Below are 13505 nucleotides of genomic sequence, written 5' to 3'. Positions count from 1 at the left end.
CCTACTTCTTCTTCTGATCGGCGGGCTTGTCGAAGTTTTCTACCTGCTCTGGCAGGAACACCGTCTTGACGCGCTGAGTGGGGCCCTTGCTCTCGGCGATCATCTTCTGCTTGACGATGTCGTAGCGGATGAGGTCGCCGGTGACCTGGCTGTCTTCCTGTTTGAGCTGGCCGTTGCCGGTGATGGTGACCAGCCGGTTCTTCAGCTCGTAGCGGATGCTGTTGCCGTGGGCGTTGACCGGCTTGCCGTTGTCCAGGATCTGGAAGAAGGTGGCCGGGTTGCCATAGGCGGTCATCACCTCGGCGCCTTTATCGCCGGAGCGGATCACCACCACCTTGTCGGCCTTAATCTTGATGGTGCCCTGAGTGATGATCACATCATCGCTGAAGGTGATGCGATTGTCCTGCATCTCGGCCACTTGCTTGACCGCGTCCACATAGACCTTCTCGGCAAAGTCAGACTCTTTGGCGTTCACCGCACCGCACAACAGCAGGGCGGCGAGGGCCAGATTAACGTTTTTCATTGAAATAAGTGGCATGGCCTTTATCCAGTAATTCGAAATATTTACGATCCAGGTGACCCCTCAGGCCAACCCCCTCGGTCTGGAATTCCTGACCTACTATGCGGATGTGCTGATTGCTTCTCACGTCCTGAGTCACCAGGTCCAGCTCCAGATAGGGGGTGTCCAGGGTGGAGATGAAGGAAGCTGGCAGCAGGCCGTCCAGATGCACCTTGTCGCGCAGGATCACGTTGTCGTCGGTGTTGAGCACCCCGGTCTCGGCCGTGACCTTCCACTCGGCCTCGCCCTGCTCATCGAACATGTAGACCACCGGCTTCTCGAAGGTCGCCTGCTCGAGGATCTGGAAATACTCGGCAAACTCCGACTCCAGCCGCTCAGTCCGCTTGCCCTGTTCGTTGAAGCGGGTCGTGATCAGATTCTTGGCGGTGAAGTCAGGTTGATAGTTTTCCACCTTGGTGACCGGCTCGGGGGCCAGCTCGATCTCGCCAAACTGCCAGGCCCCCAGCGCCACCAGAAACAGCAGGGCAAACAGCAGCGTCTGTCTGTTCATCGTGAGGCCTCGGGCTGGTAGTCGCCCAGCCCTTGCGCCTGCAGGATGAGGTCGCACACCTCGCGTACCGCGCCGACGCCCCCTCCTAGCCGAGTCACCAGATCCGCCTTTGCTAGCACCAGCGGATGGGCATCCGCCACCGCGATGCCGAGGCCACAGGCCTGCATCACCGGCAGATCTATGGTGTCATCCCCCATGTAGGCCGCCTGCGACGCCTCGAGACCGAGCTTGGTCAACAATGCCTCGAAGTGGGGCAGCTTCTGATCCGCCCCCTGCACCAGGTGCTGCACCCCCAGGCCGCGCATCCGATCGCTGACGATGCGGGAGTTGCGCCCGGTGATGATGGCGATCTCCAGCCCGGCATTGAGCAGGGCACGCATGCCTGCCCCGTCGCGGGTGCAGAATGTCTTCAGTTCTTCGCCGTTATTGCCCATGTAGATGAAGCCATTGGAAAGCACCCCATCCACATCGCACACCAGCAGGCGGATCTGCGCCGCCTTGTCGTACTGGCCGCGCGTCACCGGACCATAGAGGGTCGGTACGTCTTGCATCAAATCACCCCGGCTTTCAGCAGGTCGTGCATGTTGAAGGCACCCAGTGGCCGCCTTGCTTCATCCACCACCAGCAATCCGTTAATCTTCCTGATTTCCATCAGTTTGACGGCCTCGGCCGCCATCATCTCAGGCCCTACGGTAACACAGTTGGCCGTCATTACCTTGGCGATCGGGGTGTGATGGATGTCCACCTGCAGATCCAGGATCCGGCGCAGGTCACCATCGGTGAACAGGCCTGCCAGCAGCCCCTGCGCGTCCACGACCGCCGTCATGCCCAGGCCTTTGCGGCTCACTTCCAACAGCGCCTGGCTGATGGTGGCATCTATCCCCACCTGGGGCAACAGCTCGCCGCGATGCATCAGATCGCCCACCCGCAGCAGCAGTCGCTTGCCGAGCGAACCGCCCGGGTGAGAGAGCGCGAAGTCATCGGCGGTGAAGCCACGGGCCTCCAGCAGGGCCACGGCCAGTGCATCCCCCATCACCAGGGTCGCAGTGGTGCTGGAGGTCGGTGCCAGGCCGAGCGGGCAGGCCTCCTTGTCGACCTTGATGCACAGATGCACATTGGCCTCCTTGGCCATGGTCGAGGCCGGGTTGCCGGTCATGCAGATGAGCGGGATGCCCCGGCGCTTGAGCACCGGCAGCAGGGCCAGGATCTCGTCGCTCTCGCCGGAGTTGGAGATGGCGATGATGAGGTCGCCGGCGGAGATCATCCCCAGATCACCGTGGCTGGCTTCGCCAGGGTGCAGGAAGAACGCCGGCGTGCCGGTGCTGGCCAGGGTCGCGGCGATCTTGTTGCCGACATGGCCAGACTTGCCCATGCCGGTGACCACTATCTTGCCGGCGCAGCGCAGCACCATCTCGCAGGCCCGAACGAAGGTCTCGTCGAGGTACTGGTAGAGGCCATCAATCGCTTGCTTTTCAATGTCCAGCACCGCGCGGGCACTGCGACGAAAATCGAACAGTTCAGACACTTTTTCAGGCTTTACAGACATAAAGACACAGCTCCGGGCCGAAATTTGCTGCGGGATTATAAAAAAGTCTGCCGAGATAAGCGAATCGGATGCGGGACCTCATCCTGCTGATGCAAGTTGTTACATAAAACTGTCGTGCATTTGGGGGGGAAGCACGCTCAATAGTTGTTCCTTGCTGTTGCTTAGACCTAGACTAGCCCATAAAATTCGCTCTTCTTTTATACCGGATGGACAATTGTTTGAACAATGACCTGATCACCATCTCCGATCTGACCTTCAGTCACGGGGATCGGTTGCTGTACGACAGGATCAACCTGACCATTCCCCGTGGCAAGGTCACCGCAGTCATGGGGCCAAGCGGGATCGGCAAGACCACCTTGCTGCGCCTGATCGGTGGCCAGCTGAAACCTGAATCGGGTCATATCCTGTTTGATGGAGAAGACATTCCCACCCTCTCCCGCTCCCGCCTGTATGAAGTCCGCAAACGGATGAGCATGCTGTTCCAGAGCGGTGCCCTGTTCACCGGCATGACCGTCTTTGACAACGTGGCCTTCCCGCTGCGAGAGCACTCCGGCCTGCCGGAGGAGCTGATCCACACCATCGTCATGATGAAGCTGCAGGCCGTCGGGCTGCGTGGCGCGGCCAGACTGATGCCGTCCGAGCTCTCCGGTGGCATGGCCAGGCGCGCCGCTCTGGCCAGATCCATCGCGCTGGATCCGGACCTCATCATGTATGACGAGCCCTTCGTCGGTCAGGATCCCATCACCATGGCGGTGCTGGTGAAGCTCATCAAGGAACTCAACAGTGCCCTTGGTATTACTTCCGTCATCGTCACCCACGATGTGAAGGAGGTGCTGAGCATCGCCGATTACGCCTACATCATCGCCAACCGCAAGGTGGTGGCGCACGGCACCCCGGATCAACTGCGCGAGGAGCACAATCCGGAAGTCGAACAATTCCTGCAAGGATTGCCAGACGGTCCTGTTCCGTTTCATTTTCCGGCAGGCGATCTGCTACAGGATCTGTGATGTTGATAAGCCAAGTAAGCAAGTTGGGTCGGGTTGGGGTGCGTTTCATCAACGCCATCGGCCGCGCCACCATCATGCTGTTTCACGCGCTGGCGGGCCGCCCCCAGCCACGCAAGCACTTCCCCCTGCTGATGCAGCAGCTCTATGTGGTAGGGGTACAATCGGTCGCCATCATCCTGGTGTCGGGTCTGTTCATCGGCATGGTGCTCTCCCTGCAGGGCTATAACGTGCTGAAGGATTTCGGTGCCGAGCAGAGCCTGGGGCCGCTGGTCTCCCTCTCCCTGCTGCGGGAGCTGGGACCGGTCGTCACCGCCCTGCTGTTTGCCGGCCGGGCGGGTTCCGCCCTGACCGCCGAAATCGGCCTGATGAAGGCCACCGAGCAGCTCTCCAGCCTGGAGATGATGGCGGTGGATCCGCTGCGCCGGGTGGTGGCCCCCCGTTTCTGGGCCGGGGTCATCAGCATGCCGCTGCTGGCCTTCATGTTCAGCCTGATCGGCATCTTCGGTGGCAAGCTGGTCGGCGTCGATTGGCTGGGGGTGGACGAGGGCAGCTTCTGGTCTGCCATGCAGGCCTCCGTCGATTGGCAGGATGACATCATGCAAGGGGCCATCAAGAGTCTGATCTTCGCCCTGGTGGTCACCTGGATTGCGCTCTTTAATGGCTATGATGCCAAGCCGACCTCGGCCGGGATCAGTCAGGCGACGACCCGGACCGTGGTCCACTCGTCCCTGGCCGTGCTCGGTCTGGATTTTATACTCACCGCAATCATGTTTGGATAAGGTAAAGATGAAGTTCAGCAAAGTAGAATTCCTGGTCGGCGCCTTCATGCTGGCCGGCATCGCGGCCATTCTGGTATTGGCATTGCAAGTTGCCGGTTTGAGCTTCAAACCGGAAGGAGAAACCTATACCCTGCGCGCCCATTTCGATAATATCGGCGGCCTGAAAGTCCGCTCACCGGTCAAGGTCGGTGGTGTGGTCGTCGGTCGGGTCAGTGACATCGCCCTGGATGCCAAGAGCCTGGTGCCAGTCGTCTCCTTGCAGATGCAAAAGAGCGCCGGCGAGTTTTCCGAGACCAGCACCCTCTCCATCCTGACCTCGGGTCTGCTCGGCGAGCAGTATGTCGGCCTGGCGCCCGGCTTCACCGACGAGGAGATGGGCACCAACATGCTCAAGGATGGTGACATGATCGAAGACACCAAATCGGCCATAGTACTGGAGGATCTGATTGGCAAGTTCCTCTACAGTCAGTCTGCCGACAACAAAGCTGCCAGCAAGTAAGGAGTAACCATGTTCAAGAAAATTGCCCTGCTGCTGGGTCTGATGACCAGCATGCTGTTTGCCGTGACTGCCCAGGCAGGAGCCAGCGCCGCGGATCCCTATGCCCTGGTGGATCAGGCTGCCCAGCAGACCTTCGCCCGCCTCAAGGCAGATCAGTCCCAGGTGAAGAGCAACCCGGACCACCTGCGGGTGATCATCCGCGAAGAGCTGTTGCCTTACGTGGACAACCGCTTCGCCGCCTACAAGGTGCTTGGCAACCAGATCAAGGAGACCACTCCCGCCCAGCGTGATGCCTTCGTCGAGGTGTTCACCGAGTACATGGTGAGCTCCTATGCCGATGCCCTTGCCCACTTCGACAAGCAGACCGTCCAGGTCCAGCCGGGCAAGACACCGACCGACAGCAACATCACCGCCGTCAACGTCAGCGTGAAAGAGACCGGCAAGCCGGACATCTTCCTCGAGTTCAAACTGCGCAAGAACAACAAGACCGGCGAGTGGAAGGCCTTCGACATGGTCGCCGAAGGCATCAGCCTGCTCTCCGCCAAGCAGAGCGAGCTCGGTGGCCTCATTCGCCAGAATGGCATCGATGCGGTGATCGCCCAGTTGCGCGAACACAACGCCAAGCCGCTGGTCCTCAAGTCATGACCCTGACGGGTGAGCTGCAGGCACCACAGGTCAACGCCTTGTGGCAGCGCCGGGCGGAGTGGTGGCAAGATGATGCGCTCGAGCTGAGCGGCGTCACCACCCTGGACTCCGCCGGGCTGGCCCTGCTGGTCAAGTGGGCCAAGGCCACCCTGGCAAGAGGCGCCACACCACAGCTAGTGGGCGCCTCCCGTGATTTCCATACCTTGGCCAACCTGTACGGGGTGGCCAATTTGTTTCAATCAACCCCGCCCAACACTGAGGACGCATAATGCAAGTCTCTGAAATTGAAGCGATACTCCTTGAGGCCTTGCCATTGTCCGAAGTCCATGTCAAAGGCGACGGCAGTCACTATCAGGTGATAGCCGTCGGCGACATGTTTGACGGTATGAGCCGGGTCAAGAAACAGCAGGCCATCTACGCTCCGCTGATGGACAAGATCGCCAGCAACGCCATCCACGCACTCTCCATCAAGGCGTTTACCGATGCCGAATGGAAGCGCGAACGTAAATTCCTATTGCCCTCCTGATTTGGTATCTAAGTAAATGGACAAATTCAAGATCGATGGTCGTTGCACGCTCAACGGCGAAGTGACCATCTCCGGCGCCAAGAACGCCGCCCTGCCAATCCTGTTCGCCACCCTGCTGTGTGATGAGGAGATCCAACTCTCCAACGTGCCGCGCCTCAAGGACGTGGGCACCACCCTCAAGCTGCTGGAGATGCTGGGCGCCAGCACCAAGGTCAACGGCAATGTGACCGTGCTGACCGGTGCGGTGAACAACCATATCGCCCCCTACGACCTGGTGAAGACCATGCGCGCCTCCATCCTGGCGCTGGGCCCGCTGGCGGCCCGCTTCGGTGCGGCCGACGTCTCCCTGCCCGGCGGTTGCGCCATCGGGGCCCGTCCGGTCAACCTGCACGTGCACGGCCTGGAGCTGATGGGTGCCAAGATCGCCATCGAGGATGGCTACATCAAGGCCCGGGTCGATGGTCGCCTCAAGGGTGCCCACATCCTGATGGACATGATCTCCGTCACCGGTACCGAGAACCTGATGATGGCCGCCACCCTGGCGGACGGCCGCACCGTGATCGAGAACGCCGCCCGTGAGCCGGAAGTGGTCGATCTGGCCAACTTCCTCAACACCCTCGGCGCCGACATCAAAGGCGCGGGTACCGATACCCTGACCATCGACGGGGTCGAGCGTCTGCACGGTGGCAGCTACAGCGTGCAGCCTGACCGTATCGAAACCGGTACCTTCCTGGTGGGCGCCGCCGTCACCGGCGGCAAGATCACCTGCCGCAAGACCGACCCCTCCCTGCTGGAAGCGGTACTGGTCAAGCTGGAAGAGGCCGGCGCCCTGATCGAGAAGGGTGCTGACTGGATCAGCCTGGACATGACAGGTCGTACCCTCAAGCCGGTCACCATCAAGACGGCCCCCTACCCGGCCTTCCCGACCGACATGCAGGCCCAGTTCACCGTGCTGAACGCGGTCGCCAAGGGCACCGGCATGGTCACCGAGACCATCTTCGAGAACCGCTTCATGCACGTGCCGGAACTGGTGCGGATGGGCGCGGACATCGAGCTGCAGGGCAACGTCGCCATCTGCCGTGACACCGAGCAACTCAAGGGTGCCCAGGTGATGGCGACCGATCTGCGCGCCTCCGCCAGCCTGGTCCTCGCCGGCTTCGTGGCCGAGGGCACCACCATAGTCGAGCGTATCTATCACATCGACCGTGGCTATGAAGACATCGAGCACAAGCTGCAGGGTCTGGGTGGTCGCATCGAACGCATCAAGGGCTGATTTATCAGCCCACTAAAAAGGCCCCCTCGCCAACGCGAGGGGGCCTTTTTCATGCCGCCAGTGCAGGAAAGCGAGGGGGTTCAGTGACCCGCCAGCTTCATCTGCTCGACCAGTACCGAGCCGGTCTTGAGGCTGGAACGTTCGTCCTCGTCCGTCCCGACCGCCACCAGGGTGCGGAACATGTCCGCGAGGTTGCCGGCTATGGTGATCTCCTCCACCGGGTAGGCGATCTCGCCGTTCTCCACCCAGAAACCGGCGGCGCCACGGGAGTAGTCGCCGTTGACTATATTGACCCCCTGCCCCATCAGCTCGGTCACCAGCAGGCCGGTGCCCATCTCCCTGAGCATGCCCTGGAAGTCCTGGCCGGTATTGGAGACCTGCCAGTTGTGGATGCCACCGGCATGGCCGGTGCTGGTCAGCCCCAGCTTGCGCGCCGAGTAGGAGGTGAGCAGCCAGCTCATCAGGCGACCGTCACGGATGATGTCCATGTCGCGGGTACGCACCCCCTCACCGTCGAACGGGCTGCTGGCCAGCCCCCCCCGCAGGTGGGGGAACTCCTGGATGCGGAGCCAGTCCGGCAGGATCTGCTCACCCAGCTTGTCCAGCAGGAAGCTCGACTTGCGATAAAGGTTGCCGCCGCTGATGGCCATCACCAGATGGCCCCACAGGCCGGCGGCGGTGTCTGGGTGAAACAGCACCGGGGCGTGGCGGGTGGAGATCTTGCGGGCACCGAGACGGGAGACGGTGCGCTCCACCGCCTCGTCGGCGATGCGTTGCGGGCTCCAGAGTCCGGCCAGATCCCGGCTGGAGGAGTAGCCATAGTCCCGCTGCATGTCGCCATCCTGCTCACCGATCAGCACGCAGCTCAGCGAGTTGCGTGACGCCGCATAGCCTTTGACGAAGCCGTGGCTGTTGCCGTAGACCTTGACCCCCAGATGACTGGAGAAGCTGCCGCCGTCGGAATGCTTGATGCGGGCATCGCGACCCAGCGCCAGCCGTTCGCACTCGATGGCCAGCTCGATGCCACGCTGGGGATCCAGCTCGATGTGATGGCACAGCTGCAGATCGGGGGCATCCCAGGCCAGCAGCTCGGCATCCGCCAGGCCGGCACAGTCATCCCGCGAGGTGTGGCGGGCGATCTCCATGGCCGCCTCGACGGCGGCACGGATGGCAGACTTGCTCAGATCCGTGGTCGAAGACGACCCCTTGCAGCCATCGCGGTAGACGGCGATGCCGAGCGCCCCATCCTTGTTGAACTCGATGCTTTCCAGCTCACAGCCCCGGGTGTTCACCGACAGCCCGGTCTGCTTGCTGATGGAAACTTCGGCCAGCGAGGCGCCCAGTCCCTTGGCTATCTCCAGTGCCTCGGCGACGACGGCCTCGAGATGGGCTTGATCCTGGCGGATTTGGTCTTGCTGGTCCATAACTCACATCTGTATGAAGGAAGGAAAGGGGCTAAGCATATCAGACCCCTGCGCCCAGCGGGAGAAGCTGGTAACATATCCCCTAACGTGAATGACAGGAATCAGAGACCGATGAGTCAGTATCAAGACGACAACGAATTGGACGATTGGGGTCCCAGCAAGAGCCAGCTCAAGCGCGACGCCGAAGCACTGCAAAAGCTGGGAGCAGAGATCGTCTCCCTGAGCCACAGCGAGCTGGAAAAAATCCCGTTGGATGAAGAGCTGGCCGATGCCATCGAACTGGGCCGTAAACTCAAGCCAAAGAAGGACGAATCCTACCGCCGCCACCTGCAGTTCATCGGCCGCCTGATGCGCAGCCGGGATATTGAGCCGATCGAACAGGCTCTCTCCATCTTCAAGAACCGCCACTCGACCGTCAATGCCCGTCTGCATCGTCTGGAGCAGTGGCGCGAGCGGCTGATCAACGAAGGGGACAGCGCCCTCAACGAGCTGATGGCTCAGTTCCACGAGCTGGATCGCCAGAAGCTGCGCCAGTTGATCCGCAGTGCCAACAAGGAGCGGGAGCTGAACAAGCCGCCGGTGGCCTTCCGCGAGATGTACCAGTATCTGCGTGGTGAGATCGAAGACCAGCTGTAAGTCATAACTAGGTCCGGGGCAGAATGCCGCCGGCCGAAAACGAAACGGGGCCAATCTGGCCCCGTTTTTTATGCAATGTGTTCACGCATCAACTACCCGACATGCACTGGGTATGAGTCCCCGGCTGCAGATAGGGCATCAGCAAGGGGGCCATCCCCTTGAGCACCTGTACCGGTAGCGCAGAGGTGAAGCGGAACTTGTCGGATTGGCTGCCCGGCACATAGGCGGTCAGGGTGCCGAAGTGATCGGCGCCGATGTAGAAGACGAAGGTCGCGGTCCGGTTACGGGCCAGCGAGCTGGTCACGTTGCCATAGCGGCCGACCGTCTCCAGCCGGTTGTCCCCGGTCCCCGTCTTTCCCCCCATCGGCAAGATGGTGCCATCCGGCAGGGCGAAGGCCCCGGCGATGCGCCGCGCCGTACCCCCCTCCACCACCTTGGACAGAGCATTGCGCAAGGCATCCGTCACCTCGACCGGCAGCACCCGGGTTCCCTGGACGTTGGCCGGTTCGAACACGGTGGCGAAGGGCGTGTCCTTGGCAAACGAGAGATACTCGATGCGCTGGGTCGGGGCACGTATACCCCCGTTCTGGATGATCCCCATCAACTCGGCCAGTGCCGCCGGTCTGTCCCCCGAGCTGCCGAGTGCCGTCGCCAACGACGGCACCAGATGATCGAACGGATAACCCAACCGCGCCCAGCGCTGATGAATGTCGAGGAAGGCTTCGACCTCCAGCATGGTACGGATGCGGCTATCCCGGGCGCTGCGATGACGGGTCTTGAACAGCCAGCTGTACACTTCCTGACGCTCATCACGGCTGGCCGCGACCGCATCGGCGAAGGTCGCCTTGTCGAACTCCTTGAGGTAGGAGAGCAGCCACAGCTCCAGCGGGTGCACCCGCGCTATATAGCCCTGATCCGGTAGCGAATACTTACCAGGACCGTAGCTGGTGTAGAGCTGTTCGATCCGCTTGTCACTCAGTTTGTCCCGCGGTAACCGCTTCGCCAGGAAGGCGGCGAAGTCCAGCTGCGACGCCTCCGGCATCAGGTAGCGATGCACGGCCGCGAGCCGGACCGCACTGGGCTTGAGGCCATCGAGGAAGGTATCGAGCCGCTCATCCGGGGTCTTGCCCTGGTACTTGCGCCAGAAGCGCAGCAGGTAGGTCTGGCCCTCCTTGTCGGCAAACTTGGCGAGGTACTCGGTACGGCGCGGATCCTTGTCATCCTTGAGCAACTGGGCCCGGTTCCCCTCCTTGTAGAGGCTGTAGCGCACTATGTCCCGCATCAGCCGCACGAAGGGCAGGTTGATGGACTCGCGCAGCGCGTCGCGGATTGGCGGGATGCGGCCATTGTCTTCCTTGCGGAAGTTGTTGAAGGTGTGCATGCCGCCACCAGTGAAGAAGCCCTCATAGGGGCTGGCGGAGTATTTGCGATCCAGCGCCGCCTCCAGCATCACCGGCAGGCTCTTGTCCTTGGCGACCATCAGGTAAGAGATGGCCCAGCGGCTGATGTTGTCCTGGTTGGACACCTCTATCTTGCGCAGGCTGTCGGCCGGCATGCCCGCATAGCTGTCGTGCAGCTCGGTGACGATCTCCAGGTAGGTGGTCAGCACCCGCAGCTTGGCGGTGGAGCCCAGCTCCAGCTTGCTGCCTTCGTTGATGTCGAACGGCTGATCCGTGTTGTCGGTCTGCACCCGCACCTTCACCCCTTCCGGAGTTTTCTCGAACAGGGTGAAGCTGTACTTCACGTCTCCCGTCTTTTCCGGCGAGAGCAGGCGCTCACCAAACAGGCCGACCTGAGCGGCAACGGCTGGGTCAGCCAGCTGCTGCAGGTAACGAGAAATGTCATTTTGCAGCGGCATGTTGAGCGTGGTGTCCGCCGTCAGATCCATACGATCCAGATCATACAGCTGGACCCCGAGCTGGCGGCTGAGGCGAGTCCGCGCCACCTGCAAGCCTTTGTTGTTATTGACCCGGGTGATCGCCGGTGACTGCAGGAAGTCGCGGAAGCCGAGCTTGGCCTTGAGCGCAGACTCCATCAGCGGAGGCGCAATCATCCCCTCCTGGACGAACAGACGCAGATAGCTGTCGGTCAGGGTCGACAGCGCCTCCCGCCCCTGAGCCAGATAGTAAGAAGGGCGGCGGTGAGCGATCATCAGGGAGACGACCTGACGCAGGGCCAGGCCCTGCTCCGCCAGCGTGGCATCCTGGTTACGGGCGGGATCCAGCAGACGATTCACCTCATCCACATTGGCTCCGAACCAGACCCAGAGACCGTCACCCAGGCCATGCACCTCGCCATAGCCGGGGGCCGCAGAGAGTGGCACCGAGTTGAGGTAGGCCCAGGCGACCAGCTTGCGTGCCTCCAGGGTCTCTGGCCCCAGTCGATAGGCCCGTACGCTGGCAGAAGCCATCTGGCGGATCTTCTCGGTCGGAGACAGGGTCAGGCCATCGGGGGAGTGGCGATACTTCTCGACCTGAGTGGCCAGCGTACTGCCACCGGCGGATTGATCCTGCATGTCCAGCGCCTTGCCCACCTGGGACAGCGCCGCCTTGGCGAAACGCGGCCAGTCTACCGCCGGGTTGGCCAGCGGCTGTTCGTTGCTCAGCAGGTCCCGGTTCTCGATGAACAGCAGCGACTGTATTACCAGGGGAGGAATGGAGTTGAAATCCGGGTAGTAGTGAGTCGGGTACTTGTACTGATAGAAAGGCTCGGCGCGGCAATCGTGCAGGGTCAGCCCAGCCTGTACCTTCTCGGTGTATGGCACGAAGAAGCCATGGCTGGCGTAGTTATACAGTGCATCGGAAAAATGCACCTGCTCACTCACCTGATAGCCGCGCTGGATCAGCCGCTCCTGGATCATCGGCAGCATTACATAGCCGAGCCGCTTGTCGAAGGGACCGTCATCGGGAAAGCGGATCTGCTTGCTGAGGCCGGGCTCGAGCTGATAGGTCAGCTTGGCCGCATAGTTGGAAATTTCCTGCGACTGCAGACGAGAGGTCTTCATCTCATAGCCAAGCAGGGCGATCGCAGCAGCCAGGCAAAGCAAAAAGATAAAGCAGAACAACCACCGCCACCAGGGACGACGCTTGCGCTTGTATTGCCCGTCCGCATGCGGTACGGATGAATCCTGAGATGCCACTTTGTTCAAATCCGTCTGTTTTGATGCGCCCATATCAGCCCCACCATGGTTGCGCAATTTATTGTGTTTCACTCAAGCTTAGTCGTTTCAAGTCAAGGGCTTGAAAACTATTGACCGCTTTGGTGCGATGTTAACAGGGCGATTATGAAAATGGGAGCCGATTGTTGCAGGGCGGAGAGTGATCCGAGCTGATGGACAGAAGTGAAACACCGGCCAGAGGCCGGTGTTTCAAAATCGCGAGGCGGCAATCTTACTTGCTGGAGCTCATGCCTTTCAGCTTGGTGCTCAGTTCCTTGCGTTCCTTGGAAAGCTCGGCGTTCTTGATGATGTGATCATCAACCCGCTCCTCGTAATCGGCGCGCATGTTGGCGATGATGGCCTGGACTTCATCGATGCTCATACCCGGCTTGATGTAGTCGCTCAGATTGTCGAGCAACAGCACCCGCTTCTGGTTGTCACGGATCTTCTTCTCGTTGTCGACGATCTCGCGCTTGAGCTTGTTCTGGCGACGGGACATGCGCACATATTCCAATACGTCGCTGAAGGTAGACTTGTTTACTTGTTCCATATCGATACCACTGATTGAAGGTTAATGAAAACAGGCCGGATTACCCCGTACCAGAGAGGAGCTGAAGGCATGGTACAGGCAAACCCAGAGTGCCCTTTACTCTACCGAGTTATGATGCAGATACAACCCAAATCGCAAGCTGGCGTGGGTTCTGACAACCAGGAAGGGGCAGCAATGTGACTAGGGATGAGAATGCGATGGGTAACGCTGGAGGCAACAGGAATTTCAGACAATAAAAAAGCCCGCTCGATTGAGCGGGCTTCTTCAATTGGGTGCCTGGCAGTGTCCTACTCTCGCATGGCGAATGCCACACTACCATCGGCGCTACCGCGTTTCACTTCTGAGTTCGGCATGGGATCAGGTGGTTCCACGGCGCTATGGCCGCCAGGCAAA

At 60.7% G+C, this 13505-nt stretch carries 15 protein-coding genes and 1 rRNA gene; 8 read left to right on the top strand and 8 right to left on the bottom strand.

Features of this window, described 5'->3' with window-relative positions; genetic code table 11:
• Position 1: 1 nt before the first annotated feature.
• The 4 genes from lptA to KW821_RS11050 are packed head-to-tail and all read right to left on the bottom strand — an operon-like array spanning position 2 to position 2616.
• Positions 2–523: a lipopolysaccharide transport periplasmic protein LptA gene (lptA, locus tag KW821_RS11065; RefSeq protein ID WP_218291690.1), complete on the bottom strand. Its 522-nt coding sequence runs from the start codon at positions 521–523 to the stop codon at positions 2–4.
• Entirely contained in the window at positions 510–1070 is a 561-nt protein-coding gene (lptC, locus tag KW821_RS11060; protein WP_042653296.1) for an LPS export ABC transporter periplasmic protein LptC, read from the bottom strand. Before lptC ends, lptA begins: the two co-directional genes overlap by 14 nt.
• Positions 1067–1621 carry a 3-deoxy-manno-octulosonate-8-phosphatase KdsC gene (kdsC, locus tag KW821_RS11055; RefSeq protein ID WP_042653297.1) on the bottom strand — a complete coding sequence of 185 codons (555 nt, stop codon included), beginning with the start codon at positions 1619–1621 and terminating at the stop codon, positions 1067–1069. Before kdsC ends, lptC begins: the two co-directional genes overlap by 4 nt.
• On the bottom strand, positions 1621–2616 hold the full coding sequence (locus KW821_RS11050; protein WP_218291496.1) for a KpsF/GutQ family sugar-phosphate isomerase: 996 nt from the start codon (positions 2614–2616) through the stop codon (positions 1621–1623). The genes kdsC and KW821_RS11050 overlap by 1 nt, the downstream gene beginning before the upstream one ends.
• Before the next feature lie 206 nt (positions 2617–2822).
• Here KW821_RS11050 and mlaF point away from each other — a divergent pair, with 206 nt between their 5' ends.
• Genes mlaF through murA form a run of 7 tightly spaced genes read left to right on the top strand, consistent with a single transcriptional unit; the run spans position 2823 to position 7345 of the window.
• Positions 2823–3623, top strand: a complete 801-nt coding sequence (mlaF, locus tag KW821_RS11045) for a phospholipid ABC transporter ATP-binding protein MlaF (RefSeq protein WP_218291495.1) — start codon at positions 2823–2825, stop codon at positions 3621–3623.
• Positions 3623–4402, top strand: coding sequence for a lipid asymmetry maintenance ABC transporter permease subunit MlaE (gene mlaE / locus KW821_RS11040; RefSeq protein WP_042653300.1), 780 nt, complete (start codon positions 3623–3625; stop codon positions 4400–4402). The genes mlaF and mlaE overlap by 1 nt, the downstream gene beginning before the upstream one ends.
• Before the next feature lie 7 nt (positions 4403–4409).
• Positions 4410–4901, top strand: a complete 492-nt coding sequence (gene mlaD, locus KW821_RS11035; protein WP_042653301.1) for an outer membrane lipid asymmetry maintenance protein MlaD — start codon at positions 4410–4412, stop codon at positions 4899–4901.
• Between the two features lie 9 nt (positions 4902–4910).
• Positions 4911–5546, top strand: a complete 636-nt coding sequence (gene mlaC, locus KW821_RS11030) for a phospholipid-binding protein MlaC (protein WP_042653302.1) — start codon at positions 4911–4913, stop codon at positions 5544–5546.
• Positions 5543–5815: a lipid asymmetry maintenance protein MlaB gene (locus tag KW821_RS11025; RefSeq protein ID WP_218291494.1), complete on the top strand. Its 273-nt coding sequence runs from the start codon at positions 5543–5545 to the stop codon at positions 5813–5815. The genes mlaC and KW821_RS11025 overlap by 4 nt, the downstream gene beginning before the upstream one ends.
• The gene (gene ibaG / locus KW821_RS11020; protein ID WP_005306001.1) at positions 5815–6072 is read left to right on the top strand and encodes a BolA family iron metabolism protein IbaG; all 258 of its coding nucleotides are present in this window, start codon (positions 5815–5817) and stop codon (positions 6070–6072) included. Before KW821_RS11025 ends, ibaG begins: the two co-directional genes overlap by 1 nt.
• Positions 6073–6088: 16 nt before the next feature.
• Entirely contained in the window at positions 6089–7345 is a 1257-nt protein-coding gene (gene murA / locus KW821_RS11015; RefSeq protein ID WP_218291493.1) for a UDP-N-acetylglucosamine 1-carboxyvinyltransferase, read from the top strand.
• An 80-nt stretch (positions 7346–7425) separates the two neighbouring features.
• Here the strand turns inward: murA and pmbA are convergent, their stop codons facing one another.
• Positions 7426–8769, bottom strand: a complete 1344-nt coding sequence (pmbA, locus tag KW821_RS11010; protein WP_218291492.1) for a metalloprotease PmbA — start codon at positions 8767–8769, stop codon at positions 7426–7428.
• Between the two features lie 111 nt (positions 8770–8880).
• On the opposite strand from pmbA, the gene yjgA reads away from it, so the two are divergent.
• Complete coding sequence (gene yjgA, locus KW821_RS11005; protein WP_218291491.1) at positions 8881–9405, top strand: ribosome biogenesis factor YjgA; 525 nt, start codon at positions 8881–8883, stop codon at positions 9403–9405.
• A gap of 88 nt (positions 9406–9493) precedes the next feature.
• On the opposite strand, the gene KW821_RS11000 is transcribed toward yjgA, so the two are convergent.
• From KW821_RS11000 to rrf, 3 genes are all read right to left on the bottom strand, one after another.
• Positions 9494–12577 (bottom strand): transglycosylase domain-containing protein, encoded by a 3084-nt coding sequence (locus KW821_RS11000; RefSeq protein ID WP_218291490.1) that lies wholly within the window; start codon positions 12575–12577, stop codon positions 9494–9496.
• Positions 12578–12794: 217 nt separating this feature from the next.
• The gene (tmaR, locus tag KW821_RS10995; protein WP_033132275.1) at positions 12795–13112 is read right to left on the bottom strand and encodes a PTS system regulator TmaR; all 318 of its coding nucleotides are present in this window, start codon (positions 13110–13112) and stop codon (positions 12795–12797) included.
• Positions 13113–13386: 274 nt separating this feature from the next.
• Positions 13387–13501: ribosomal RNA gene (gene rrf, locus KW821_RS10990) — 5S ribosomal RNA — on the bottom strand.
• Positions 13502–13505: the final 4 nt, after the last annotated feature.

Origin of the sequence: Aeromonas sp. sif2416, assembly GCF_019218665.1 — a bacterium.
In the GTDB taxonomy this organism is placed as follows: Bacteria; Pseudomonadota; Gammaproteobacteria; order Enterobacterales; family Aeromonadaceae; genus Aeromonas; species Aeromonas encheleia.
The sequence above is the reverse complement of the archived record's forward strand: the minus strand, read 5'-3'. Positions and strand labels throughout refer to the sequence as shown.